A 24,963-nucleotide genomic window follows, 5' to 3' on the forward strand; every position below is an offset into this window, starting at 1 on the left:
GGGTATGTTGTCAAAACAAGTCCCGCTTGGCATCTATGAAAAGGCACTCCCCGCGGGGGAGTGCTGGCTGGCGCGGTTACGGTTGGCAAAAGAGCTGGGTTTCGATTTTGTCGAAATGTCAGTGGATGAGACAGACGATCGCCTCTCTCGCCTCGACTGGAGTCGTGAACAACGCCTGGCGCTGGTGGGCGCTATCGCTGAAACGGGTGTGCGCGTGCCCTCCATGTGTCTCAGTGCCCATCGGCGATTCCCGCTTGGGAGTGAAGATGATGCCGTGCGTGCTCAGGGTCTGGAGATCATGCGGAAAGCCATTCGCTTTGCTCAGGACGTCGGCATCCGGGTGATCCAACTGGCAGGTTATGACGTTTACTATCAGGAAGCCAACGATGAAACGCGCCGTCGTTTCCGTGACGGCCTGAAAGAGAGCGTCGAGATGGCAAGCCGTGCGCAGGTGACGCTGGCGATGGAGATCATGGATTATCCGTTAATGAACTCGATCAGCAAAGCGCTGGGCTACGCGCACTATCTGAATAATCCGTGGTTCCAGCTCTATCCTGATATTGGCAACTTGTCGGCATGGGATAATGACGTGCAGATGGAACTGCAGGCAGGTATAGGTCATATCGTGGCGGTTCACGTCAAAGATACGCGGCCTGGTGTGTTCAAAAATGTTCCGTTCGGCACCGGGGTGGTGGATTTCGAACGGTGCTTCCAGACGCTCAAGCAGACAGGGTATTGCGGGCCTTACCTGATTGAGATGTGGAGTGAAACGTCGGATGACCCGGCCGCGGAAGTGGCGAAAGCGCGCGACTGGGTGCGTGAGCGAATGGCGCGTGCGGGTATGCTGGAGGCTGAACATGCTTAAGCTCAAACAGCAGGTCTTTGAGGCCAATATGGATCTGCCGCGTTACGGCCTGGTGACCTTCACCTGGGGTAACGTCAGTGCTATCGATCGCGATCGTGGGGTGATCGCAATTAAGCCGAGCGGTGTGGCGTATGAAACCATGAAAGTGGACGATATGGTGCTCGTGGATCTCGAAGGAAATGTTGTCGATGGCAAATGGCGACCTTCTTCCGATACGGCCACTCACCTGGCGCTTTACCGGCGTTATCCTTCACTGGGTGGTGTTGTGCATACGCACTCAACGCATGCTACGGCCTGGGCACAGGCGGGTCTGGCAATACCCGCTCTGGGAACTACGCATGCAGATTACTTCTTTGGCGACATCCCCTGTACACGGGCACTTACGCAGGATGAAGTGGAAGGTGAGTACGAACTCAACACCGGTAAGGTGATTATTGAGACCTTGGGAGACAGTGAGCCGCTGCATACACCGGGCATTGTGGTGTACCAGCACGGTCCGTTCTCGTGGGGTAAAGATGCCCACGACGCTGTCCATAATGCGGTGGTCATGGAGGAGGTGGCACGAATGGCGTGGATTGCCCGCGACATTAACCCACAGCTTCAGGGCATTGATGATTACCTGATGGACAAGCACTTCAAGCGTAAGCACGGCCCAAACGCATATTACGGGCAAAAGTGAATAAGTGCTCTGGAATACCAAAAAACAGTTGTAACCGGTGGTATTTCAGAGCCATTCATAAAAAAAAGCCCCCGGGCTGGGGGCAAGTTAAACTATGGCTATGTTCTCGTTGTTGGGCTTCCTGGTGCTAGCGTTAAAACGTTATCTGTATATATCTGCACTGGCGTGCATGTTGCCGTTGCTACCGGGTTCACGCATCAGAATGACGTGATAGTATGTAGCACCCTGAGCATCGGTTTCTTTGTTAAGAGCCTGATCTGCTTCACTTTCAGTGGCGAAATTATGATTGATGTAGATTACGCCCAAGCTTTGCACATCATCCATGTTTCTGGCCTGTCGGCTGTCTATTTTGATGGCTGCCATCGCGTTTGCACTGAGCAAAAGCGCAGCCATTATGGCTAATACGATTTTTTTCATGATATGCGCTCCACGACTGCGTGCTGTGAGAGAGTGGTGTGATACTCCTTCTTTAATTCAGATGACCTCTGATTAAAGTGTAATCACTCATTCGGCGGGAAAGCGTGACCATTTCTGATGCTGTTGTTCAAAAAAACAACGCTTTCGGATGTGAGTAATTTTAAATCATCCACTTAGACCAGCTTTGCGCTTTGTGCGAATTATTTGTGCAATCAGCTTGAGTTTCCAGGGGGGTGCAAGTATTATGACGCGTCAATTTTTCAGCCGACCTTTAACACGTTCCTTGCCTCCCCGGGCCTCGGCTGACCCAGACAGGAGGCTGAATAATCCGTAAGGAGCAATTCGATGCGTCATTACGAAATCGTTTTTATGGTCCATCCTGACCAGAGCGAACAGGTTCCGGGTATGATCGAGCGCTACACTGGTGCAATCACTGCAGCAGCGGGCACGATCCACCGTCTGGAAGACTGGGGCCGCCGTCAGCTGGCTTACCCGATCAACAAACTGCACAAAGCTCACTACGTTCTGCTGAACGTTGAAGCGCCGCAGGAAGTGATCGATGAGCTGGAAACTAACTTCCGCTTCAACGATGCCGTTATCCGCAGCATGGTTATGCGTACTAAACACGCAGTTACCGAAGCATCTCCGATGGTTAAAGCGAAAGACGAGCGCCGCGAGCGTCGCGATGATTTCGCAAACGAAACCGCAGATGATTCTGATGCTGGGGATTCTGAAGAGTAATTTCTGATGACCAACCGTCTGGCGTTGTCCGGCATCGTATGCAGGGCTCCCCTTCGAAAGGTCAGTCCATCAGGAATTCCGCATTGCCAGTTCGTGCTTGAGCATCGTTCTGTGCAAGAGGAAGCCGGGTTTCACCGGCAGGCATGGTGCCAAATGCCCGTTATTATTAGCGGACACGAAAACCAGGCCATTACTCACAGTTTAACGGTCGGTAGTGCAGTAATCGTTCAGGGGTTCATCTCTTGCCACAAGGCAAAGAACGGTCTGAGCAAAATGGTTCTGCATGCCGAGCAGATTGATTTGATAGATTCTGGAGACTAGCCATATGGCACGTTATTTCCGTCGTCGCAAGTTCTGCCGTTTCACCGCGGAAGGCGTTCAAGAGATCGACTATAAAGATATCGCAACGCTGAAAAACTACATCACCGAAAGCGGTAAGATTGTCCCAAGCCGTATCACCGGTACTCGTGCAAAATACCAGCGTCAGCTGGCTCGCGCTATCAAACGCGCTCGCTACCTGTCCCTGCTGCCGTACACTGATCGTCATCAGTAATCGGGCACGGTCCATTAATACGACTTTAAGAGGATAAGGTAATGCAAGTTATTCTGCTTGATAAAGTAGCAAACCTGGGCAGCCTGGGTGATCAGGTAAACGTTAAAGCGGGCTACGCTCGTAACTTCCTGGTTCCACAGGGTAAAGCTGTTCCAGCTACCAAGAAAAACGTAGAGTTTTTCGAAGCACGTCGCGCTGAACTGGAAGCCAAACTGGCTGACGTTCTGGCGGCTGCTAACGCTCGCGCTGAGTCAATCAACGCACTGGGCACCGTTACCATCGCTTCCAAATCTGGCGACGAAGGTAAACTGTTCGGTTCCATCGGTACCCGCGATATCGCTGATGCAGTTTCTGCAGCAGGCGTTAAAGTGGCTAAGAGCGAAGTTCGTCTGCCGAACGGCGTTCTGCGTACCACTGGTGAGCACGAAGTTGACTTCCAGGTTCACAGCGAAGTGTTCGCTAAACTGGTTGTTAACGTTGTAGCTGAGTAATTTTTTACTCTGCTCACGTCGAGACGCCGGCCTTGTGCCGGCGTTTTGCTTTTTAAAGAACCGGGTTCTTAACGTGCCCTGATAAAACTGCCATCTGGCTGACGGGTAAACAGCACCTGCTGACCATTTCCCGTATCAATCGTTAGCCCGGTGACCACACCGCTGGCATTCTGACGAATCTGCACCATCTGACCATTTTGCAGGTTGCTGAGCGGCTTACCTGAACCCTCCACCTGCGCCATGGCATACACATCCGTTGGCGGCAGGTTATGATCGCGGAACAGCTGCGCCAGGGTTTTGCCTGGTTCTACGCGATAAGAGCGCCACTGCTGCTGGATACCGGTGGGCTGCTGCGTCTGTGGCTCAGCAGCGGCCTGTTCCTGCGGCTGTTCATCCTGGACCGGTTCTGGCTCAACTGGCGCGACCTGACCCGGATCGTTAGACGGCGTGACCAGCTGCGTCTGCATGGGTTGTGCATCAGGCTGAGGCCGCGTCTGCGACTGAATGTCCAGCTGTGCATTGCGGGCGACGGGCGCGGTATTGACATCATCGCCGCCGGAAGGAAGCAGGAAGCCCACGATCACCATCAGCGCGCCGATGATGATCCCTCTGCGATGCAGGGGAGGCAGCGGGTCCATGATGCGAAAATTGTCCGGCGCCTGCCAGATTTTCGCCAGGGTAGGTTTCAGTTCAAATCGCCCGGGCATGGCTCTCCTCCTGCTCCGCGTATTTTTTATCCTGTGCTCCGAAGTATAGTTTGCTAACTGCCTGAACGACGTAGCAAACCCGACATCCGTGACATCAGTTCGGGATTAATCCTGGTTATCTCTATTGTTTCTGTTTCGTCGCGGTTTGTCACCTTAACTTCAGACAAAGTTTTACCCATAAGGGCATGGCTGATATGCTGCCCGCTACTTTAAATGTGATGGAAGGAAATCCCATGACCACCCCGACTTTTGACACTATCGAAGCGCAGGCAAGTTACGGTATCGGCTTGCAGGTAGGACAGCAGCTGAGCGAATCCGGCCTGGAAGGTCTGTTACCTGAAGCGCTGGTGGCGGGTATCGCTGATGCGCTGGAAGGCAAACAGCCTGCCGTTCCGGTTGATGTTGTGCACCGTGCGCTGCGTGAAATCCACGAACGTGCTGACGCTGTACGTCGCGCACGTTTCGAAGAGATGGCAGCAGAAGGTGTTAAATTCCTGGAAGAGAACCGCGAGCGTGAAGGTGTGAACAGCACGGAGTCAGGCCTGCAGTTCCGCGTGATCAACCAGGGCGATGGCGCAATCCCGGCTCGCACTGACCACGTTCGTGTGCATTACACCGGTAAACTGATCGACGGTACTGTGTTCGACAGTTCTGTTGCGCGCGGCGAACCGGCTGAATTCCCGGTGAATGGTGTTATCGCGGGCTGGATCGAAGCGTTGACCCTGATGCCAGTCGGATCCAAATGGGAACTGACTATTCCGCACAACCTGGCTTACGGCGAGCGTGGTGCTGGTGCATCCATCCCGCCATTCAGCACGCTGGTCTTTGAAGTCGAGCTGCTGGAAATTCTGTAATCGACTTTTCTTATTTCCTCTCCCCGGTTGGGGAGGGGAAAATAGTGTTAAAACCTATAGTTACGATGTAATCAATATTTTATCTTGCAAACGAAACTGTTGCGTGTATTTTTGTGAGCTGTTTCGCGCTGTATGAGTGATATGACACTCACTTTCAACATATTATTAACATAATATCTAAATCATAGTATTCATCCCGCCGATTCTTACCTAATATCGATAAGCCCTTACAAAGGGATCGTCATTTTTCTGACGTATTTAAAGGCCAGAAGAGCCTTAACAACACAGACAGGCATAAACAGGAAAATATCACATGGTAGATCAGGTCAAAGTCGTCGCCGACGAAGAGGCGCCGTCTGAACAGTCGCTACGGCGCAATCTCACAAACCGTCATATTCAGCTCATTGCCATTGGAGGAGCCATTGGTACCGGGCTGTTTATGGGGTCAGGCAAAACTATCAGTCTTGCCGGGCCGTCGATCATATTCGTTTATATGATTATCGGTTTTATGCTTTTCTTCGTGATGCGTGCAATGGGTGAATTGCTGCTCTCTAATCTCGAATACAAATCCTTCAGCGACTTTGCTTCTGACCTCCTCGGGCCATGGGCGGGCTATTTCACTGGCTGGACCTACTGGTTCTGCTGGGTCGTCACCGGTATGGCGGATGTTGTAGCGATTACGGCTTACGCGCAGTTCTGGTTCCCCGGCCTTTCGGACTGGGTGGCTTCGCTGGCGGTCATTGTTCTGCTGCTGAGCCTTAACCTCGCCACCGTTAAAATGTTCGGTGAGATGGAATTCTGGTTCGCGATGATCAAAATCGTGGCCATCGTAGGGCTCATCGTGGTGGGGCTGGTGATGGTTCTCACGCACTTCCAGTCGCCAACGGGCGTTCAGGCCTCGTTTACTCATCTGTGGAATGATGGTGGTTGGTTCCCGAAAGGCATTAGCGGCTTCTTTGCGGGCTTCCAGATTGCGGTATTTGCTTTCGTGGGCATTGAACTGGTGGGGACCACGGCTGCAGAGACCAAAGATCCTGAGAAGTCTCTTCCGCGCGCTATTAACTCCATTCCGGTTCGTATCATCATGTTCTACGTCTTCGCGCTGGTCATCATTATGTCCGTGACGCCGTGGAGCTCTGTCGTGCCAACCAAGAGCCCGTTCGTTGAGCTGTTCGTCCTGGTGGGTCTGCCAGCGGCAGCGAGCCTGATTAACTTCGTGGTGCTGACCTCTGCGGCCTCTTCTGCCAACAGCGGCGTATTCTCCACCAGCCGTATGCTGTTTGGTCTGGCGCAGGAGGGCGTGGCGCCGAGCGCGTTCGCCAAGCTCTCTAAGCGTGCGGTACCGGCAAAAGGGCTGACCTTCTCCTGCATGTGCCTGCTGGGTGGTGTGGTGATGCTCTACGTGAACCCAAGCGTGATTGGCGCGTTCACCATGATTACCACGGTCTCTGCGATCCTGTTTATGTTCGTCTGGACCATCATCCTTTGTTCATACCTAGTGTACCGCAAGCAGCGTCCACACCTGCATGAAAAATCGATCTACAAGATGCCACTGGGCAAGTTGATGTGCTGGGTGTGCATGGCGTTCTTCGTCTTCGTGCTGGTTCTGCTGACGCTGGAAGATGATACCCGTCAGGCACTGATCGTCACGCCGCTGTGGTTTATTGCGCTGGGGCTGGGTTGGGTGTTTATCGGTAAAAAACGTATGGCAGGCATAAGGTAAAAGCAAAACGGCAACGTCAGTTGCCGTTTTTAGTTTTTGCACCCTCTCCCGGTGGGAGAGGGCCGGGGTGAGGGCATCAGGCCGCAGCGGCTTTTTTATTCCCCGGATAATGCACGTGGGAACAGAACGTTATTCTCAAGACTGATGTGTTCCATCAGGTCGTCGATCGTTTCGTTAATGCCGTTGTACATCGCTTTCCAGGTGGTACAGGCTTCTGGCGGCGGTGTAACGTTGCCGGTAGTGTGTTTGATCACTTCCAGCAGTTCACCTGCTTCATCGTGTTCGCTTTCCATCACGCTGATAGGCCCCATTGCCTGACTGCCCATTCCCTGTTTGATCATCGGGAAGAGGATCTGCTCTTCTTTCATCATGTGGCTGGAAAGTTCTTCGTGCAGCATAGTCAGGTATTTTGCCAGGCCGCACGGTACGGAAGGTTTGTCGGCATGTACGCGCTCGACTTTGGTTGCCTGCAGGATCAGTTCCGGCAGCTGTTCACGGTGACGGTCATGGTATCGCACGATGATATGGTCGATGATTTCAGCGAGTGGGGCAGTTCGCCAGTCTTTGTCGATGGGCTGCTCGGCCAGCAGCGCCAGCTCTGCTTCAATCACCTCAACATCCAGCTCTTTGCGCGAGGCTGCACGCGCCAGGGTTTGCTTACCGCCACAGCAGTAATCCATGTCGTATTTACGAAACAGCGCAGAAGCGCGAGGGATGGAGAGCGCCAGCTCGCCGAGGGGGTGGTCGCGATAGGCCATAGCAGTTACCTCGTCATCAATAATATAAGATGCATATTAAATGCATCTTTAAGCAAGCGCTATAACCCTTTAGAGGGAAGGGGGAAAATGAGATTCGGATCACAAAAAATCGCTCTTATTAACTCCCTGAATGGACTTAAGAAAGTGGTTTAGAAAGTTTTTAAAGGCGTAGAAACAGTAAACAACCCGCCGCGCCTGCCGATATATCCACGTCAGACAAACCTGCATATAACAAAGGCAACGCATGTTTAAACGTATAAAAGTTATTACCCTTCTGATTTCGGTGCTGCTTGCGCTCGGCATCATGCAAATGATTTCCGCCGGTATCTTTATCAACGCGCTTAACAACGATAAAAACAACTTCACCGTGTCACAGCTCTCCAGCAAAAACGTGGCGGAGTTTACCGATGCGTGGATCAGTCTGAACCAGGCACGCGTCACCCTGAACCGCGGGATGTTGCGTCTGCAAAGCAGCATGGCCTCTCAAATTAACGGCGGCCAGCTGAACGAGTTGGTAACCACGGCGAAAAACCTGCTGGCTGAAGCACAGGTCCATTACGATAAATACTATGCCTTGCCGGATACGCCAGGCCTGGATGAGAACCTGACTAACCAACTCGAAGAGTAGTACCGCATTTACTCTGCAACGTTGACGCAAATGAACGTGTTGCTGAGCCAGGGTAATCTGGAAGAGATGTTCAAGCAGAATGCAGAGCAAAAACAAAACGCGATGCAGACGGTTTACCGTGAATGGCGTGAAGCGCAGACCGCGCTCAGTGATAAAGGCATTCGGGATAATGAAAGTGATTACAAGCATATCCTGTGGATCCTCTCTGCGGTGATGCTTCTGGTGATTGCGGTCATTGTCTCCAGTTGGGTCGCCATGCGTCGCGTGCTGCTGCTGCCTCTGGAAGAGGTGATTAACCACATTCGCGCCATTGCGGCAGGCGATTTAACCCAGCCGATTCACGCAGAGGGTAAAAATGAAATGGCTATCCTGGCGCGCAACGTTCAGGAGATGCAGACCTCACTGGCGAACACCGTTGGCGTGGTGCGTGAAGGTGCCGATACCATTTACACCGGTGCAGGCGAAATTTCCGCAGGCAGTAACGATCTCTCTTCCCGTACCGAGCAGCAGGCCGCTTCTCTGGAAGAGACGGCAGCCAGCATGGAGCAACTGACGGCAACCGTGAAGCAGAACGCCGATAACGCGCGTCAGGCTTCTCGTCTGGCACTGGATGCCTCTTCAACCGCGAAGAAGGGCGGTAACGTAGTGGAAGGCGTGGTGCGTACGATGGACGAAATCGCCACCAGTTCCAGTAAGATTGCGCAAATTACTAACGTGATCGACGGTATTGCCTTCCAGACGAATATTCTGGCGCTGAACGCTGCGGTGGAAGCTGCCCGTGCGGGCGAGCAGGGGCGTGGTTTTGCGGTGGTGGCGGGGGAAGTACGTACCCTGGCCCAGCGCAGCGCCCAGGCGGCGAAAGAGATCAAAGCGCTGATCGATGATTCTGGCGAACGCGTGAACGCGGGCTCCCAGCTGGTTAACGAAGCCGGGGAGACGATGGCAGAGATCGTCAATGCGGTCACCCGCGTTACCGACATCATGGGCGAAATTGCCTCGGCCTCTGACGAGCAGAGTCGCGGTATCGACCAGGTGGGTCAGGCGGTAGCCGAGATGGACCGCGTGACCCAGCAGAACGCCTCGCTGGTAGAGGAGTCTGCAGCGGCGGCGGCAGCGCTGGAAGATCAGGCAGCTCGCCTGAACGAAGCGGTGGCGGTATTTAAAATTATCCGCAACCAGACGGTTAAAGCGGCTCCGGTGAAAACCTATGCACCAAAGGCGCAGCCCGTAGCGGCTGCGTCTGAGGCCAACTGGGAAACGTTCTAACTCTCCGAAGCCGGAACAACCATCGGTTTTTCCGGCTTCGCTCTTACCGCCATCACCACCCCGATGACCAGCAGCGCGATCCCGCAGGCCGTGAATAACGGCGGCACGCTCTGGCGCATCAGGAAGGTGTAAAGCAGCCCGGCCAGGGTTTCGAAAACAATCAGCGGCCCTAAGATCACCGTCGGCAGCTTCTGGCTGGCAATATTCCAGCACAGTGCGCCCACCCATGAGCACAGCACCGCAATCGCAACCATCAGGCCAATAAACACCCACGGTCTTGGCCCGAAGGGCTGGGTGAAGTCTGGCTGTTGATGGCCTAACCAGATGCACGCCCCGGCATATCCCACCAGTGAGACGGGCAGCGTCACTAGCGCCTGCGCCGTTGCCCACATCATCGGATGCTTGTCCGGGTTCTCCCGCAGCCAGCGTGCATTTCGCAGGGCATACCATGCCCAGCACGCCACGGAAATGAACGCCAGCATAATGCCAGAACCGTACCGCCACAGGTCAACATTCGCCTGCCCATGACGCAGCTCGGCAATATTGACGCATACCAGCCCCACGGCGGTGCATCCCAGCGCTGGCACCATTTTTGACCACGCCAGTTTGCCATCGCGCTGGCTATAGAGCAGGTTAGCAAAGACGGGGATAACGACCGGCAGCGTGCCGATAATCATGGTAGACACTGGCGCCCCGGTACGCTGAATGGCGCTCGCGAGGCAAACGTAATAGATAAGATTGCCCATCATGGTCAGCGCCAGCGCGGTACCCCAGTCCTGACGGCTGAGCTGACGCAAGCGCGCACGTCCCAGCCACGCCAGGGGCAGGGCAATCAGCCCCAGCGCCAGGTAACGTCCAGTCGACTGCAGTATTGCCGGATATTCGGGCACGATCAGCGGGCCGACAAAGATTAACCCCCACATCATCCCTGCCAGCAGGGCATACAACACACCACTAATCATTTTTCCATCCACAGGTATTTTCTCTGTACTCAGTGTAGGAGGGGAAAAGGGGCGCGTATTGTATGAGATTGCGCTTTAACGTCGGGTGACCTGCTTCTGGTAGCGCACGGGGGTAATGCCGTAGCGGCGGGTAAACGCGCGGGTTAAATGTGACTGATCGGTCAGCCCGGTTGCGGCGGCGACTTCGGCTGCAGGCATACCGTGCGTGAGGAACGCTTTGGCCCGCCACAGGCGGATGGCCATCAACATCTGATGCGGGGTAACGTGAAAATGGGCTTTGAACTGGCGCAGAAAATGGTACGGGCTCAGCGAGACAACGTTGGCCAGTTCATCCAGCGTCAGGGCGTGCATATAGTTATCGTGCAGATATTCGCGTACCCGTTCGAAGCGGTGTGCGCCTTCGCGGATCAGCGGCGCGTGATGGGCGAGCGGCTGGAAAGTGTCAATGAGATCCAACAAAAGCCCTTTTTGAGCCAGCGGGTCGTCCGTATGCCACAGACCATAGATGAGCCTGCCGATTTGCTGTGAGCGTAGCGGGTCATACCGGGTGACATCGCTAAACCACCAGTGACGAAGGCCTGTCACCTCTTCCAGCAGATCGGGGTCGATATAGACCATCCGGTAACGCCAGCCACCTTCGGTGGCGGACTCGCCGGTGTGGATCTCGTCCGGATTCATGGTGACGACGGATTTTTCAGACGCGAGGTGTTGGGTACCGCGATAGCGAAAGCGTTCCGCACCGGTCTCGATGGTGCCGATGCCAAAGGCTTCGTGGGTGTGAGGCTCAAAGGCGTATTCAGAAATATGCGCGTGATAAAGTTCAAGGCCCGGCAGTTCCGCCAGATGGCGAAAGCGCGCACTGTCTCTCTCATCAATAAACTGTTCCGGTACGCCTTGCACGTTGAACCTCCTCATGGGTCATCTCTCCATTATCAAAGATGACCCGAGGGGATGCCACAAAAAATAACCAGTTCGTAACAATTACAGAATTGCGTTGACGCTGTCTGCCAGCGAAGTGGTTGGGCGACCGATCAGTTTGCTCAGGGTATGGCTGTCATCGAACAGGCCGCCTTTGGATGCGCCCACGTCAGAGTCCGCCAGCATATCCGCCAGCCCGGCCGGAAGACCAACCCCCTTCAATGCGGCGGCAAAGTCCGCTTCACTCAGGTTCTGATACGCCACGTTTTTGCCGCTTTGCTTGCTGAGTTCTGCAGCCAGATCGCTCAGTGTCCAGCTATTGTCACCCGCCAGTTCGTAAACTTTGCCTGCATGACCTTCTTCAGCGATGACTTTTGCTGCCGCAGCAGCGTAATCCGCACGTGTGGCTGAGGCAATTTTGCCGTCACCCGCAGCCCCTATAAACACGCCGTGCTCCAGGGCTGGTGGTGCACTCGCCAGATAGTTTTCGGTATACCAGCCGTTGCGCAGCAGGGCATAAGGAATGCCGGAGGCCGCCAGCGCTTTTTCAGTAGCAACGTGTTCAACGTGCAGGCCGAGCGGTGATTTATCTGCATGCAGCAGGCTGGTGTAGGCGATGAATTTCACGCCCGCCGCTTTAGCGGCGTTAATCACATTCTGGTGCTGAGTGGCGCGCTGGCCGACTTCGCTGGAGGAGATCAGCAGGAGTTTATCCACGCCGTTCAGCGCCGTGGTAAACGCTGCCTGGTCAGTATAATCCGCCTGACGCACGACAATACCTTGCTGGCTGAGTGCCCCGGCTTTTGCCGGATTACGCACAATGGCCACAATCTGGTTGGCCGGAACGGATTTTAAAAGTTGTTCGATAACAAGATGGCCAAGCTGGCCGGTAGCACCGGTAATTGCGATCATGATGAATCTCCTTCGTGTTTGTCTCGTGTTGTGGCACACTAACACCTTAACTAACTTTTAGTAAGTACACACAAAAAGGTAAGTATGAAGACAACGATACCGACGCTCAGCGAACAAATGCGCGATGGCAATCTCTTCGCGGAACAGTGCCCCTCCCGGGAGGTACTCAAACATGTCACCAGCCGCTGGGGGGTACTGATTTTGGTCGCCCTGCGCCAGGGTACGCATCGTTTCAGTGACCTGCGCCGGAAAATGGGCGGCGTGAGCGAGAAGATGCTGGCTCAGTCGCTTCAGGCGCTGGAGCAGGACGGGTTCGTTGATCGCGTTTCGTATCCTGTTGTGCCGCCGCACGTAGAGTATAGTCTGACGTCGTTAGGTATTGAGGTAAGTGAGAAAGTCGCCGAGCTGGCGGACTGGATTGAGGTGAATACGCCGAAGGTGATGGCGAATCGGGACGATCGGGCGGCCTGATGCCCTCACCCTCTCCCGGCCGGGAGAGGGAACAAACACTAATAACGGCAACGTGCGTTGCCGGTTTGTTTTTACCTGCTCAAATCCACCTGATAAATCGCGAACCCGATATCGTCCGTCGCTACCTTCTTCATCGGGTACTGCGCCTTATCCTTAATGAACGTTGCCGCCTTATCGGACGGTGATGTTTCAAAGCGGATGTCCAGCTTCGTATCGCTGTGAATCGGGGCCAGGCGCCAGTTGTTATCCACCGCCGGGTGAATTTCGCCTGCTTTTTTCGATTCTGCACTGATCCATGCGGCCAGTACTGAGCGGTTTTCATCCGGTGAGGCAAAGGCGATATGGCTGTCGCCTGTCCCGGCAAACTTACCGCCATAGGCGCGATAGTTATTGGTCACGACCAGGAACGTGGCATTCGGATCAATGGCTTTGCCATTGAAGGTCAGGTTTTTGATGCGCTCCGCCTGCGGGTTAATGGCCTGACATTCGCCGTCATATTTTGCAGGTTGGGTGACATCAATCTGATAATTTACGCCGTCGATCACGTCGAAGTTATAGGTGCGGAATCCGTCCCAGTTAATCAACGATTGCGGTTTACTGCTGTGTGGATCAATCTGGTTGAACTGCCCGGCGGAACACTCCAGCCACTCTTTCACCTCTTTGCCCGTCGCTTTAACCACCACCAGGGTGTTCGGGTAGAGATAGAGGTCGGCGGCGTTACGGAAGGTCAGCTTGCCTTTTTCGACTTCAACATAGCTGGCTGGGTCGTTCTTACGTCCACCCACTTTGAACGGTGCGGCGGCAGACAGCACCGGCAATTTTGCCAGATCCGGATCGCCCTGAACGAAGTGCTCGGCGTAGGCTTTCTGCGCCATGTTGACGACCTGGACGGTCGGATCGTCCTGCACCAGCGCCAGGAAGCTGTACATATTGTCAGCGGATTTACCGATCGGCTTACTGACGAATTCGCGCGTGGCGTCGTGATCGTGCTTCAGCACGTTGACCAGTTTTTTATCTTCAGCGGCCAGCGATTTTTTGGCGGCAGCATCATAAATGGGGCGCGCTTCGGCTTTCGACTGGGTAACCTTCCAGCTGCCGCTGTCATTATTCAGCACCAGATCGACGACGCCGAGGTGGTCACCCCACATCCCGGGCATAACCGACGGTACGCCGTTGAGCGTCCCTTTATCGAGGTCAGCCCCTTTGATGCTGGCGAAATCTTTACCGGGGAAGACCGCGTGAGCGTGGCCGAAGAGGATCGCGTCGACACCCGGCACTTCACTCAGGTAGTAAACCGAGTTCTCCGCCATCGCCTGGTATGGATCGGCTGAAAGACCTGAGTGAGCAACAACGACCACTAAATCGGCCCCTTTCTCGCGCATCTCCGGCACGTAGTGGCGCGCGGTCTCGGTGATGTCATTAACGGTCACTTTACCGCTGAGGTTTGCCTTATCCCACGTCATGATTTGCGGCGGTACAAAGCCGATATAGCCGATTTTCAGCGTCTGTTTTTTACCGTCCTTGTCGACAACCTCGGTCTCTTTAATCAGGTAAGGGGTAAACAGTGGCTTTTGGGTCTTAACGTCGATGATATTGGCATTAACATACGGGAATTTGGCCCCTGCCAGTGCATCATGCAGGTATTTCAACCCGTAGTTAAATTCGTGGTTTCCCAGGTTGCCGACGGTATAGTCCAGCGTGTTCATCGCTTTATAAACAGGATGGATCTCGCCTTTTTTCAGTCCCTTTGCCGCCATGTAATCGCCAAGCGGACTCCCCTGAATGAGATCGCCATTGTCGACCAGTACGCTGTTTTTTACTTCTTCGCGGGCGGCGTTAATCAAACTGGCCGTGCGTACCAGTCCGAATTTTTCCGTAGGGGTATCTTTGTAGTAATCGAAGTCCATCATGTTGCTGTGCAGATCTGTCGTTTCCAGAATACGCAGATCGACTGTCGCTGCCTGCACGCTTGCTGCAATCAGCGTCGCCAGGAGCGTTGCGCTAAACTTAATCATCAGAGGAGTCCTTTTTTCGATCCAGGCCACAAAAGAGTATGTATCTATAGCTTGTTGCTTACAGAAATGTGAATCCTGACAGAAAAATGTGTGCTGAAACCGGAATTACTTCACAGATAGCGGAATTGTTCACATTACGATATAACTAAAACAAAGAGTTAACCTCACTGCGTTAACAAAGAGGTGGAGAATGTTAGATAAAATTTGTCAGCTCGTACGGGATGCGGGGGACGCCATCATGCAGGTGTATGACGGTGTAAAACCCATGGAGGTCGTCAGTAAAGCAGACGACTCTCCGGTCACGGCAGCAGATATCGCGGCGCATAAGGTGATCCTGCAAGGGTTGCAGGCCTTAACGCCGGAGATCCCTGTATTGTCAGAAGAGGCACCACAGAGCTGGGATGAACGTCAACACTGGCAACGTTACTGGCTTGTCGATCCGCTGGACGGAACTAAAGAGTTCATCAAGCGTAACGGTGAATTCACCGTCAATATCGCCCTGATTGAGAAGGGCAAAGCGGTGCTGGGTGTGGTCTATGCGCCGGTAATGAAAGTGATGTACAGCGCCGCAGAAGGGAAGGCCTGGAAGGAGGAGTGCGGTGTGCGTAAGCAGATTCAGGTTCGCGATGCGCGCCCGCCGCTGGTGGTGATTAGTCGCTCTCACAGCGACAGCGAATTGCAGGAGTATCTGCAACAGTTGGGTGAACACCAGACCACCTCAATTGGCTCATCGCTGAAATTCTGCCTGGTAGCGGAAGGTCATGCGCAACTGTACCCTCGCTTTGGGCCAACCAACGTTTGGGATACTGCCGCCGGACATGCCGTTGCTGCGGCAGCCGGGGCGCATGTTCATGACTGGCAGGGAAAGACGCTGGACTACACCCCACGCGAATCCTTCCTCAACCCCGGCTTCCGCGTCACGATTTATTGAGCCAGTAGCTTGTGCAGCAGGGCAACCACCTGCTGCACCTCTTCCTGGGTTAACGCCCCGTCTTTCACCCACTGTACCCGGCCGTCTTTATCCAGCACGATAATGGCGGAGCTCTCTTCTTCCAGCTGCCAGGCCTGACGCGTCACGCCGTTACTGTCGACGATAAACTGCGACCACGGGTAGAGCTTTTTATTGCTCTCAAGGCTTGAACGCACAAACATACCGGAGCCAGGAATGGCGTCATCGGTATTCACAATCGTGGTGGTCTGATAGCGGTCATGGGGGAATTTTGCCGCCTTGATCGCTTCCACCAGGTTGGCATTTTTCTCTTTTGCGGATGTACGACCGGCAATATGTTGTACAACTCTCACTTTGCCTGCGAGCTGCGCGCTATTCCAGGGTTTGTAGCTAAACTTATCATTGTCGAGAATCAATTCTCCCCGGTCAGCAATACCGACTGGCGGTACACGTTGTCCTTTTTCAATGTTGTGAGCGCAAGCCCACAGGGGCAGCAGCAGGCAGGCTGCTGCAAGGATATTACGTAGGGTCATGGCGTTTCCTTATTGTTTGCAGGTGATCCGACCACTTGGTCTTACGCTTTTAATCATAAGTGCGATCAATGTGGTTTTCCCGCAATCCCGATGCCAGTTTGCGGGTGAACGCACATATCCATGAAAAAACGACGGCTTATACTGCCCTGAGTCACGGTTTGCAAAGATTATTCTGAATAATTGTAATCAAACGGTAAATAAACTTATGCATACTGGGTATCAAGGTTGTTCTGGTCTATAGTCAATGGGCATTAAAATTTGCGCTCAGGACAGTCGGGCCGATTGTGGCGCCGCAAGAGCGTATGATTCGCAGGAGATACAAGAATGAAAATTTTCCAACGCTACAACCCGCTTCAGGTGGCGAAGTACGTGAAGATCCTGTTCCGTGGACGGTTGTATATCAAGGATGTTGGCGCTTTTGAGTTTGATAAGGGCAAGATCCTCGTCCCAAAAGTGAAGGATAAGCAGCACTTGTCTGTGATGTCCGAAGTCAACCGTCAGGTTTTGCGTCTGCAAACTGAGATGGCTTAACCAGCGTGCTATGCAGTAGTTAAAAAAACGGCTCCCGATGGGAGCCGTTGATGTTTGTGGGGGCAGGAATTTTACGCTGACACCTTCTCTTCCACATCCGGCAGCTTCGGTACCAGCACGGTCGGTTTATTGTCGATACGCGTCACCAGCAGCTGGTCGATGCGGTAGTTATCAATATCCACCACCTCAAACTTGTAGCCAGAGAACTTCACGGAGTCGGTACGTTTCGGGATCTTACGCAGCATAAACATCATAAAGCCGCCGATGGTCTCGTAGTTACCGGACTGCGGGAACTCGTCAATATCCAGCACGCGCATCACGTCTTCAATCGGTGTGCCGCCATCAATCAGCCATGAATTATCGTCACGCTGTACAATCTGCTCTTCCAGGCCCTGGCCAACCAGGTCACCCATCAGGGTGGTCATCACGTCGTTCAGGGTGATAATACCTACCACCAGCGCGTATTCGTTCATGATCACCGCGAAGTCTTCCCCGGCGGTTTTGAAACTTTCCAGCGCTTCTGAAAGGGTCAGGGTGTCCGGCACAATTAGGGTATTGCGGATTTGCACGCCGCTGGTGAGCGCCAGGCTCTGGTTTGCCAGCACGCGGTTGAGCAGATCTTTGGAATCGACATAACCGATGATGTGGTCGATATCTTCATTACAGACGAGGAACTTGGAGTGAGGATGCTCCGCCACTTTGTTCTTCAGACTCTGCTCATCTTCATGTAAATCGAACCAGATAATGCTTTCACGACCCGTCATGGAAGACGGCACGGTGCGGGATTCCAGTTCGAATACGTTCTCGATCAGCTCGTGTTCCTGCTTACGCAGCACTCCGGCCAGCGCACCCGCTTCCACAACGGCATAGATATCGTCGGAGGTGATGTCGTCTTTGCGCACCATTGGCAGCTTAAAGATGCGGAAAATCACGTTCGCCAGACCGTTGAAGAACCATACCAGCGGGCGGAAAACAAACAGGCAGAAGCGCATCGGGTTGATGATACGCAAAGCCACAGCTTCTGGCGCAATCATACCGATGCGTTTCGGGGTCAGATCAGCGAAGAGGATGAACAGGCCTGTCACCAGCGAGAAGGAGAGAATAAAGCTCAACTGCTCGGCGAGTTCGGCGGACATGTACTGAATAAAGAGGCTATAAAACGCCGGCGAGAATGCCGCATCACCCACGATACCACCCAGAATCGCGACTGCGTTCAGGCCAATCTGCACCACGGTGAAGAACGTACCGGGGTTTTCCTGCATCTTCAGAATGCGTGAGGCGTTGATGTTGCCTTCATCTGCAAGCAGTTTGAGTTTGATTTTACGGGACGCGGCCAGCGAGATCTCAGATATCGAGAAAAATGCACTGACGGCAATAAGACAAAGTATTACTAAAATACTGTTTAACATAGTTTATCCGGCTTCTCGCCAGATCCTCGGAAGGGAAGTTGATACCATTTGTGTGAAAACACGTAGAACGTCAGCTCGTAGCGTTGAGCCGATTATTTCAGCGGGTAGTATAGCGTAAAGGAGTGTAAACCTGCCAGAGGTCACGTTTTGGCAGAAAAAGTGATGATTTTCAAACCCGGCGAAATCCATTTCTGCCAGATTCAAGCGGCTATTCTGCTTGCGGCGGCAGGCAGACGCCAATACCACCAATGCCGCAGTAGCCGTACGGGTTTTTATGCAGATACTGCTGGTGATCGTCTTCGGCATAGTAGAACGGTTTCGCCGTCGCGATTTCCGTGGTCACCTCGCGCGTATCGCCAGCATCACGCATGGCTTTCTGGAAGCGCTCAAGGCTGGCATGAGCGGCGGCATCCTGCTCCGGTGTGAGCGGATAAATGGCCGAACGATATTGTGTGCCGTGGTCGTTACCCTGACGCATGCCCTGCGCCGGGTCGTGGTTTTCCCAGAACACCTGCAGAAGCTGCTCGTAGCTAATCACCGCAGGGTCATACACCACACGAACGGCTTCCGCATGGCCGGTTTCGCCAGAGCACACTTCGCGGTAGGTTGGATTTGGCGTGTAACCGCCAGTATAACCGGCTGCCGTGCTGTAAACGCCGGGCAGTTGCCAGAACAGGCGTTCCACACCCCAGAAACAACCCATCGCAAACAGGGCGATTTCCATTCCATCAGGAACGTTGGTCATTGAATGGTTGTTTACGGCGTGTAAGGTCGCCACAGGCATGGGCGTGTTGCGTCCCGGTAATGCATCAGCTTGTGAAACAAGATGCGTTTTGTCGAATAAACTCACGATGGGGTCTCCCGGGGGCCGATGTTTCGGTTAAGGTTGTCACGAAGCGTTTAATTGAACACAATAAATGCGCTAAATGAGTCTAGATTTAATCATAAGAAATATTTGGGTGTTGCACCCATTTTCAACCCGCGATTTGGGTTTTTGGCTAACAGGCCGTATTTTGCCGCGGAGCGGCAGTGCATTTGCTTCCAGGGTGGAAACAGGGATATTCAGGAGAAAACGTGATAAAAATCCGCCAGTTATGTTTGGTCAGTTTGCTACTAACAAGCGGGATTGCCAGTGCGGCGAACGTTCGTTTGCAGGTTGAGGGGTTGTCCGGGGCGCTGGAAAAAAACGTGCGTGCGCAGTTGTCGACCATCCAGAGTGATGAGGTGACGCCGGACCGCCGTTTTCGCGCGCGCGTAGATGACGCAATCCGCGAAGGGCTAAAAGCGCTGGGTTATTACGAACCTACCATTGATTTTGACCTACGCCCGCCGCCAAAGAAGGGGCGCCAGGTGCTTATTGCCCGCGTCTCGCCGGGTGAGCCGGTACTGATTGGCGGCACAAACGTCATCCTGCGCGGTGGAGCGCGCACAGACCGGGATTATCTGGATCTGCTCGGTACGCGGCCGAAAATCGGCACGGTACTTAATCACGGTGATTACGACCATTTCAAAAAAGAGCTGACGAGCGTTTCCCTTCGGAAGGGCTACTTTGACAGCCAGTTCAACAAAAGTCAGCTTGGCATTGCGCTGGACAGACATCAGGCCTTCTGGGATATCGATTACGACAGTGGGGAGCGCTATCGTTTTGGCGATGTAACCTTCGAAGGATCGCAAATCCGTGAAGAATATCTGCAAAATCTCGTGCCCTTCAAAAAAGGGGATTACTACCAGTCGAGCGATCTGGCGGAACTGAACCGTCGCCTTTCAGCCACCGGATGGTTTAACTCCGTGGTTGTCGCGCCGGAATTTGATAAGTCGCGCAAAACCAAAGTGTTGCCACTGCATGGCGTCGTCTCGCCACGGATCGAGAACACCATTGAGACCGGTGTGGGTTATTCGACGGATGTCGGTCCGCGCGTGAAGGCCACATGGAAAAAGCCGTGGATGAACTCGTACGGCCACAGCCTGACGACCAGCGCGAGTATCTCCGCCCCGGAACAGCAGCTCGATTTCAGCTATAAAATGCCCTTGCTGAAAAACCCGCTGGAGCAATATTACCTGGTTCAGGGGGGCTTTAAGCGCACCGACCTGAACGATACTAAGTCAGATTCCACCACCCTTGCCCTGTCACGCTACTGGGATCTCTCCAGCGGCTGGCAGCGTGCCATTAACCTGCGCTGGAGTCTCGACCACTTTACGCAGGCCAACGTCACCAACACCACGATGTTGCTCTATCCGGGGGTGATGATCAGCCGTACCCGCTCACGCGGTGGTCTGATGCCTGACTGGGGCGATTCCCAGCGTTATTCCATTGATTACTCCAACACCATGTGGGGTTCCGATGTCGACTTCTCGGTGATTCAGGCACAAAACGTCTGGATCCGTACGTTGTATGACAAACACCGCTTTGTGGTGCGCGGCAACCTCGGCTGGATTGAAACCGGAGACTTCGACAAAGTCCCGCCGGATCTGCGCTTCTTCGCCGGTGGTGACCGCAGCATTCGCGGCTATAAATACAAATCCATTGCGCCAAAAGATGACAGCGGCAAGCTGATCGGTGCGTCGAAACTGGCCACCGGCTCGCTGGAGTATCAGTACAACGTCAGCGGTAAATGGTGGGGGGCGATGTTTGTCGACAGCGGCGAAGCGGTGAGCGACATCCGCCGCAGCGATTTCAAAACCGGCGCGGGCGTGGGTGTACGCTGGCAGTCACCCGTCGGGCCCATCAAGCTCGATTTCGCCGTTCCGGTGGGCGACAAAGAAGAGCATGGTTTACAGTTTTACATCGGTCTGGGGCCTGAATTATGAGTTTATGGAAGAAGATAAGCCTCGGGGTGCTGATTTTTATCGTACTGCTGCTCGGTACGGTGGCGTTTCTGGTAGGAACGACGACCGGGCTGCACCTGCTGTTTAACGCCGCTAACCGCTGGGTGCCGGGACTTGAAATTGGTCAGGTGACGGGCGGCTGGCGCGATCTGCGTCTGAAGAACATTCGCTATGAGCAACCTGGTGTGGCCGTAAACGCCGGGGAGTTCCACCTTGCGGTGAAGCTGGGCTGTCTGCGGGACAGTAAGCTGTGCGTCAACGAACTGTCGCTAAAAGATGTGAACGTGGCGATAGATTCAAAGAAAATGCCGAAGTCTGCGCCGGTCGAGGAAGAAGACAGCGGCCCGCTGAATCTCTCCACGCCGTATCCGATCGCGCTCTATCGGGTGGCGCTTGATAACGCCAATATCAAAATCGACGACACCACCGTATCCGTGATGGATTTCACCTCCGGCCTGCGCTGGCAGGAGAAAAACCTCACCCTGACGCCGACGTCCCTGCAGGGATTACTGATCGCGCTGCCGAAAGTGGCCGACGTGGCGCAGGAAGAGATCGTCGAGCCGAAGATCCAGAACCCACAGCCGGAAGAAAAGCCGCTGGGTGAAACGCTGAAAGACCTCTTCTCGAAACCCGTCCTGCCGGAAATGACCGATGTTCATCTGCCGCTGAATCTCAACATTGAGGAGTTCAAAGGTGAGCAGCTGCGCCTGACCGGCGATACCGATCTGACGGTCTATAACATGCTGCTTAAAGTCAGCAGTATTGACGGCAATATGAAGCTCGACGCGCTGGATATCGACACCAACCAGGGCTCGGTGAATGCCTCTGGCAATGCCCTGCTGCGCGACAACTGGCCGGTGGACATCACGCTCAACAGCGCCCTGAGTATTGACCCGCTGAAAGGCGAAAAAGTGAAGGTCAAAGTGGGCGGTGCGCTACGCGACAAACTGGACGTCGGGGTAAATCTCTCCGGCCCGGTAGATATGGTTCTGCGGGCGCAAACTCAACTGGCAGAAGCGGGTTTACCGCTCAATGTTGAAATGGTCAGTAAACAGCTTTACTGGCCGTTCACCGGCGAAAAACAGTTCCAGGCCGATGACCTGAAGCTGAAGCTGAGCGGCAAGATGACCGATTACACGCTCTCGTTCCGTACCGCAGTGAAGGGGCAGGGCGTGCCGCCCGCGAATATCACGCTGGATGCGAAGGGCAATGAACAGCAGGTTAATCTCGACAAACTGACCGTTGCGGCACTGGAAGGCAAAACCGAGCTGACCGCACTGCTCGACTGGCAGCAGGCGATCAGCTGGCGCGGTGAGCTGAAGCTGACGGGTATTAACACCGCCAAAGAGGTGCCGGACTGGCCGTCAAAACTGGATGGTCTGATCAAAACCCGCGGCAGCCTTTACGGCGGCACGTGGCAGATGGACGTGCCGGAAATCAAACTCACCGGGAACGTGAAGCAGAACAAGGTTAACGTTGAGGGCTCGGTCAAAGGTAACAGCTACCTGCAGTGGACGATCCCGGGTTTGCACGTAGCGCTGGGCCGCAACACGGCGGATATCAAAGGCGAGCTGGGGGTGAAAGATCTCAATCTGGATGCCACTATCGACGCGCCGAATCTGGATAATGCTCTGCCGGGCCTGGGTGGCACGGCGAAAGGGTTAGTGAAAGTGCGCGGGACGGTAGACGCCCCCCAACTTCTGGCGGATATCACGGCCAATAACCTGCGCTGGCAGGAGCTGACTGTCGCCCGCGTTCGCGTTGAAGGGGATGTGAAATCCACCGATCAGATCGGCGGTAACCTGAACCTGCGCGTGGAGCGCATTGCTCAGCCGGACGTGAACATTAATCTGGTGACGCTGGAAGCGAAAGGCAACGAAAAGCAGCACGACCTTCAGCTGCGTGTGCAGGGTGAGCCGGTCTCCGGGCAGCTTCACCTGACAGGAAGCTTTGATCGTAAAGAGGAACGCTGGAAAGGTCTGCTTGATAACACTCGCTTCAACACACCGGTCGGGCCGTTGGCGTTGTCACGCTCTATTGCGCTGGACTACCGTAACGCGGAACAAAAGATCAGCATCGGACCACACTGCTGGACCAACCCAAATGCTGAGCTGTGCGTACCTCAGACCATTGATGCAGGCGCGGAAGGGCGCGCGCAGATCAACCTCAACCGCTTTGACCTGGCGATGCTGAAGCCGTTTATGCCTGACACCACGCAGGCTAACGGCGTCTTTAGCGGGAAGGCCGATGTCGCCTGGGACACCACTAAAGAAGGGCTGCCACAGGGTAGCGTCACGCTTTCGGGTCGTAACGTGAAGGTGACGCAACAGGTGAATGATGCGCCGCTGGCGGTCGCCTTCGACACCCTGAACCTGAGTGCGGATCTGCATAACAACCGTGCAGAGCTGGGATGGCTTATCCGTCTGACCAACAACGGTCAGTTTGATGGACAAGTGCAGATATCCGATCCGCAAGGACGGCGTAATCTTGGCGGCAACGTCAATATCCGTAACTTCAACCTGGCGATGGTGAACCCGATTTTCGACCGCGGGGAAAAAGCGGCAGGCATGCTGAATGCCAATTTGCGTCTGGCTGGAAACGCGCAAAGCCCGCAGCTGTTCGGTCAGATGCGGCTCAGCGGTGTGGATATCGACGGCAACTTCATGCCATTTGATATGCAGCCTAGCCAAATCTCGATGAACTTCAACGGCATGAGTTCAACGATTAGCGGCTCGGTGTTGACTCAACAAGGGCAGATCAACCTGAGCGGCGACGCAGACTGGAGTCAGCTCAATAACTGGCGCGCCCGTATTGCCGCAAAAGGCAGCCGAGTGCGTATCACCGTACCGCCAATGGTTCGCCTGGATGTCTCACCTGATGTGGTCTTTGAAGCCACGCCAAGCCTCTTCACGCTCGACGGACGCGTCGATGTGCCATGGGCACGCATTGTGGTTCACGACGTGCCTGAAAGTGCGGTGGGTGTTTCAAGTGATGAAGTTATGCTCAATGAAAATCTGAAACCTGTCGAACAGAAGAGCGCTGGCATACCGATTAATAGTAACCTTATCGTGCACGTGGGGAATAACGTGCGGTTGGATGCGTTTGGGCTGAAGGCGAGGCTTACGGGTGACCTGAAGGTGGCGCAGGATAAACAAGGGTTGGGCCTGAACGGGCAGATTAATATTCCTGAAGGGCGTTTCCATGCCTATGGTCAGGATTTAATTGTGCGTAAAGGTGAACTGTTGTTCTCCGGTCCACCGGATCAACCTCTGTTGAATATCGAAGCGATTCGTAACCCGGAGGCAACGGAAAACGACGTCATCGCGGGTGTACGCGTCACCGGTTCCGCCGACGAACCGAAGGCGGAAATCTTCTCTGACCCGGCGATGTCACAACAGGAAGCTCTTTCTTACCTGTTGCGTGGACAAGGTCTGGACAGCGGTCAGAGCGACAGTGCGGCGATGACCTCGATGTTAGTGGGTCTGGGGGTTGCACAAAGTGGGCAGGTTGTGGGTAAAATCGGCGAGACGTTCGGCGTAAGCAATCTGGCGCTGGACACCCAGGGCGTGGGTGACTCTTCGCAGGTGGTGGTCAGCGGCTATGTACTGCCGGGTCTGCAGGTAAAATATGGTGTGGGGATCTTTGACTCACTGGCAACACTCACGTTACGCTATCGCCTGATGCCTAAGCTATATCTGGAAGCAGTGTCCGGCGTAGACCAGGCACTTGATCTGCTCTATCAGTTTGAGTTTTAG

The 24,963-nt window shown here is 54.2% G+C and carries 23 protein-coding genes and 1 pseudogene; 14 read left to right on the plus strand and 10 right to left on the minus strand.

The window, feature by feature from the left end:
- Nucleotides 1-4 precede the first annotated feature (4 nt).
- Together LCD46_02285 and LCD46_02290 are read left to right on the plus strand one after the other, a co-directional pair.
- Nucleotides 5-865 (plus strand): L-ribulose-5-phosphate 3-epimerase, encoded by an 861-nt coding sequence (locus LCD46_02285; protein UOY71191.1) that lies wholly within the window; start codon nt 5-7, stop codon nt 863-865.
- A complete protein-coding gene (locus tag LCD46_02290; protein UOY71192.1) occupies nt 858-1,544 on the plus strand; it encodes an L-ribulose-5-phosphate 4-epimerase in 687 nt (228 codons plus the stop codon). Before LCD46_02285 ends, LCD46_02290 begins: the two co-directional genes overlap by 8 nt.
- Nucleotides 1,545-1,685: 141 nt before the next feature.
- Here LCD46_02290 and yjfY read toward each other — a convergent pair whose 3' ends face one another.
- The gene (gene yjfY, locus LCD46_02295; protein ID UOY71193.1) at nt 1,686-1,961 is read right to left on the minus strand and encodes a DUF1471 family protein YjfY; all 276 of its coding nucleotides are present in this window, start codon (nt 1,959-1,961) and stop codon (nt 1,686-1,688) included.
- Between the two features lie 345 nt (nt 1,962-2,306).
- Here yjfY and rpsF point away from each other — a divergent pair, with 345 nt between their 5' ends.
- Genes rpsF through rplI form a run of 4 tightly spaced genes read left to right on the plus strand, consistent with a single transcriptional unit; the run spans nt 2,307 to nt 3,746 of the window.
- A complete protein-coding gene (gene rpsF, locus LCD46_02300; GenBank protein ID UOY71194.1) occupies nt 2,307-2,702 on the plus strand; it encodes a 30S ribosomal protein S6 in 396 nt (131 codons plus the stop codon).
- Nucleotides 2,703-2,708: 6 nt separating this feature from the next.
- Entirely contained in the window at nt 2,709-3,023 is a 315-nt protein-coding gene (priB, locus tag LCD46_02305; GenBank protein ID UOY71195.1) for a primosomal replication protein N, read from the plus strand.
- Between the two features lie 4 nt (nt 3,024-3,027).
- Nucleotides 3,028-3,255, plus strand: a complete 228-nt coding sequence (gene rpsR, locus LCD46_02310; GenBank protein UOY71196.1) for a 30S ribosomal protein S18 — start codon at nt 3,028-3,030, stop codon at nt 3,253-3,255.
- A gap of 41 nt (nt 3,256-3,296) precedes the next feature.
- Nucleotides 3,297-3,746, plus strand: coding sequence for a 50S ribosomal protein L9 (rplI, locus tag LCD46_02315; GenBank protein ID UOY71197.1), 450 nt, complete (start codon nt 3,297-3,299; stop codon nt 3,744-3,746).
- A 68-nt stretch (nt 3,747-3,814) separates the two neighbouring features.
- Here the strand turns inward: rplI and LCD46_02320 are convergent, their stop codons facing one another.
- Nucleotides 3,815-4,453 (minus strand): OapA family protein, encoded by a 639-nt coding sequence (locus LCD46_02320; GenBank protein ID UOY71198.1) that lies wholly within the window; start codon nt 4,451-4,453, stop codon nt 3,815-3,817.
- A 233-nt stretch (nt 4,454-4,686) separates the two neighbouring features.
- Here LCD46_02320 and fklB point away from each other — a divergent pair, with 233 nt between their 5' ends.
- Complete coding sequence (gene fklB / locus LCD46_02325; GenBank protein UOY71199.1) at nt 4,687-5,307, plus strand: FKBP-type peptidyl-prolyl cis-trans isomerase; 621 nt, start codon at nt 4,687-4,689, stop codon at nt 5,305-5,307.
- A gap of 313 nt (nt 5,308-5,620) precedes the next feature.
- Nucleotides 5,621-7,030 (plus strand): D-serine/D-alanine/glycine transporter, encoded by a 1,410-nt coding sequence (gene cycA / locus LCD46_02330; protein ID UOY71200.1) that lies wholly within the window; start codon nt 5,621-5,623, stop codon nt 7,028-7,030.
- Nucleotides 7,031-7,125: 95 nt separating this feature from the next.
- On the opposite strand, the gene ytfE is transcribed toward cycA, so the two are convergent.
- Nucleotides 7,126-7,788, minus strand: a complete 663-nt coding sequence (gene ytfE / locus LCD46_02335) for an iron-sulfur cluster repair protein YtfE (GenBank protein UOY71201.1) — start codon at nt 7,786-7,788, stop codon at nt 7,126-7,128.
- Between the two features lie 244 nt (nt 7,789-8,032).
- Between ytfE and LCD46_02340 the strand changes: the two are divergent.
- A pseudogene (locus LCD46_02340) lies at nt 8,033-9,682 on the plus strand (methyl-accepting chemotaxis protein).
- Here the strand turns inward: LCD46_02340 and LCD46_02345 are convergent.
- The 3 genes from LCD46_02345 to LCD46_02355 form a co-directional block, all read right to left on the minus strand.
- Entirely contained in the window at nt 9,679-10,644 is a 966-nt protein-coding gene (locus LCD46_02345; GenBank protein ID UOY71202.1) for a DMT family transporter, read from the minus strand. The pseudogene LCD46_02340 and the gene LCD46_02345 sit on opposite strands and share 4 nt — an antisense overlap.
- A gap of 75 nt (nt 10,645-10,719) precedes the next feature.
- On the minus strand, nt 10,720-11,544 hold the full coding sequence (locus LCD46_02350; protein ID UOY71203.1) for an AraC family transcriptional regulator: 825 nt from the start codon (nt 11,542-11,544) through the stop codon (nt 10,720-10,722).
- Nucleotides 11,545-11,625: 81 nt separating this feature from the next.
- Nucleotides 11,626-12,474 carry an SDR family oxidoreductase gene (locus LCD46_02355; protein UOY71204.1) on the minus strand — a complete coding sequence of 283 codons (849 nt, stop codon included), beginning with the start codon at nt 12,472-12,474 and terminating at the stop codon, nt 11,626-11,628.
- An 84-nt stretch (nt 12,475-12,558) separates the two neighbouring features.
- On the opposite strand from LCD46_02355, the gene LCD46_02360 reads away from it, so the two are divergent.
- Nucleotides 12,559-12,945, plus strand: a complete 387-nt coding sequence (locus LCD46_02360) for a helix-turn-helix transcriptional regulator (protein UOY71205.1) — start codon at nt 12,559-12,561, stop codon at nt 12,943-12,945.
- A gap of 71 nt (nt 12,946-13,016) precedes the next feature.
- On the opposite strand, the gene LCD46_02365 is transcribed toward LCD46_02360, so the two are convergent.
- Nucleotides 13,017-14,960: a bifunctional 2',3'-cyclic-nucleotide 2'-phosphodiesterase/3'-nucleotidase gene (locus tag LCD46_02365; protein UOY71206.1), complete on the minus strand. Its 1,944-nt coding sequence runs from the start codon at nt 14,958-14,960 to the stop codon at nt 13,017-13,019.
- A gap of 190 nt (nt 14,961-15,150) precedes the next feature.
- Here LCD46_02365 and cysQ point away from each other — a divergent pair, with 190 nt between their 5' ends.
- Complete coding sequence (gene cysQ, locus LCD46_02370) at nt 15,151-15,891, plus strand: 3'(2'),5'-bisphosphate nucleotidase CysQ (GenBank protein UOY71207.1); 741 nt, start codon at nt 15,151-15,153, stop codon at nt 15,889-15,891.
- On the opposite strand, the gene LCD46_02375 is transcribed toward cysQ, so the two are convergent.
- A complete protein-coding gene (locus LCD46_02375) occupies nt 15,885-16,442 on the minus strand; it encodes a YtfJ family protein (protein ID UOY71208.1) in 558 nt (185 codons plus the stop codon). The genes cysQ and LCD46_02375 overlap by 7 nt on opposite strands.
- Nucleotides 16,443-16,766: 324 nt before the next feature.
- Between LCD46_02375 and LCD46_02380 the strand changes: the two genes are divergently transcribed.
- On the plus strand, nt 16,767-16,973 hold the full coding sequence (locus LCD46_02380; GenBank protein UOY71209.1) for a DUF1107 domain-containing protein: 207 nt from the start codon (nt 16,767-16,769) through the stop codon (nt 16,971-16,973).
- A gap of 71 nt (nt 16,974-17,044) precedes the next feature.
- Here LCD46_02380 and LCD46_02385 read toward each other — a convergent pair whose 3' ends face one another.
- On the minus strand, nt 17,045-18,382 hold the full coding sequence (locus tag LCD46_02385; protein UOY71210.1) for a hemolysin family protein: 1,338 nt from the start codon (nt 18,380-18,382) through the stop codon (nt 17,045-17,047).
- A gap of 208 nt (nt 18,383-18,590) precedes the next feature.
- Nucleotides 18,591-19,232 carry a peptide-methionine (S)-S-oxide reductase MsrA gene (msrA, locus tag LCD46_02390; GenBank protein UOY71211.1) on the minus strand — a complete coding sequence of 214 codons (642 nt, stop codon included), beginning with the start codon at nt 19,230-19,232 and terminating at the stop codon, nt 18,591-18,593.
- A 224-nt stretch (nt 19,233-19,456) separates the two neighbouring features.
- On the opposite strand from msrA, the gene tamA reads away from it, so the two are divergent.
- A complete protein-coding gene (tamA, locus tag LCD46_02395) occupies nt 19,457-21,190 on the plus strand; it encodes an autotransporter assembly complex protein TamA (protein ID UOY71212.1) in 1,734 nt (577 codons plus the stop codon).
- Nucleotides 21,187-24,963, plus strand: a complete 3,777-nt coding sequence (tamB, locus tag LCD46_02400) for an autotransporter assembly complex protein TamB (protein ID UOY71213.1) — start codon at nt 21,187-21,189, stop codon at nt 24,961-24,963. Before tamA ends, tamB begins: the two co-directional genes overlap by 4 nt.

Source organism: Enterobacter ludwigii (assembly GCA_023023105.1).
In the GTDB taxonomy this organism is placed as follows: domain Bacteria; phylum Pseudomonadota; class Gammaproteobacteria; order Enterobacterales; family Enterobacteriaceae; genus Enterobacter; species Enterobacter adelaidei.

Excerpts from the sequence above, each read along its gene's own strand:
- cycA (UOY71200.1), top strand. The coding sequence starts at position 5,621 with ATGGTAGATCAGGTCAAAGTCGTCGCCGACGAAGAGGCGCCGTCTGAA.
- LCD46_02320 (UOY71198.1), bottom strand. The coding sequence starts at position 4,453 with ATGCCCGGGCGATTTGAACTGAAACCTACCCTGGCGAAAATCTGGCAG.
- LCD46_02375 (UOY71208.1), bottom strand. The coding sequence starts at position 16,442 with ATGACCCTACGTAATATCCTTGCAGCAGCCTGCCTGCTGCTGCCCCTG.
- LCD46_02290 (UOY71192.1), top strand. The coding sequence starts at position 858 with ATGCTTAAGCTCAAACAGCAGGTCTTTGAGGCCAATATGGATCTGCCG.
- ytfE (UOY71201.1), bottom strand. The coding sequence starts at position 7,788 with ATGGCCTATCGCGACCACCCCCTCGGCGAGCTGGCGCTCTCCATCCCT.
- priB (UOY71195.1), top strand. The coding sequence starts at position 2,709 with ATGACCAACCGTCTGGCGTTGTCCGGCATCGTATGCAGGGCTCCCCTT.
- LCD46_02385 (UOY71210.1), bottom strand. The coding sequence starts at position 18,382 with ATGTTAAACAGTATTTTAGTAATACTTTGTCTTATTGCCGTCAGTGCA.
- LCD46_02365 (UOY71206.1), bottom strand. The coding sequence starts at position 14,960 with ATGATTAAGTTTAGCGCAACGCTCCTGGCGACGCTGATTGCAGCAAGC.
- yjfY (UOY71193.1), bottom strand. The coding sequence starts at position 1,961 with ATGAAAAAAATCGTATTAGCCATAATGGCTGCGCTTTTGCTCAGTGCA.
- LCD46_02355 (UOY71204.1), bottom strand. The coding sequence starts at position 12,474 with ATGATCGCAATTACCGGTGCTACCGGCCAGCTTGGCCATCTTGTTATC.
- rpsR (UOY71196.1), top strand. The coding sequence starts at position 3,028 with ATGGCACGTTATTTCCGTCGTCGCAAGTTCTGCCGTTTCACCGCGGAA.
- rpsF (UOY71194.1), top strand. The coding sequence starts at position 2,307 with ATGCGTCATTACGAAATCGTTTTTATGGTCCATCCTGACCAGAGCGAA.
- LCD46_02345 (UOY71202.1), bottom strand. The coding sequence starts at position 10,644 with ATGATTAGTGGTGTGTTGTATGCCCTGCTGGCAGGGATGATGTGGGGG.
- fklB (UOY71199.1), top strand. The coding sequence starts at position 4,687 with ATGACCACCCCGACTTTTGACACTATCGAAGCGCAGGCAAGTTACGGT.
- tamB (UOY71213.1), top strand. The coding sequence starts at position 21,187 with ATGAGTTTATGGAAGAAGATAAGCCTCGGGGTGCTGATTTTTATCGTA.
- cysQ (UOY71207.1), top strand. The coding sequence starts at position 15,151 with ATGTTAGATAAAATTTGTCAGCTCGTACGGGATGCGGGGGACGCCATC.
- LCD46_02380 (UOY71209.1), top strand. The coding sequence starts at position 16,767 with ATGAAAATTTTCCAACGCTACAACCCGCTTCAGGTGGCGAAGTACGTG.
- LCD46_02285 (UOY71191.1), top strand. The coding sequence starts at position 5 with ATGTTGTCAAAACAAGTCCCGCTTGGCATCTATGAAAAGGCACTCCCC.
- LCD46_02360 (UOY71205.1), top strand. The coding sequence starts at position 12,559 with ATGAAGACAACGATACCGACGCTCAGCGAACAAATGCGCGATGGCAAT.
- rplI (UOY71197.1), top strand. The coding sequence starts at position 3,297 with ATGCAAGTTATTCTGCTTGATAAAGTAGCAAACCTGGGCAGCCTGGGT.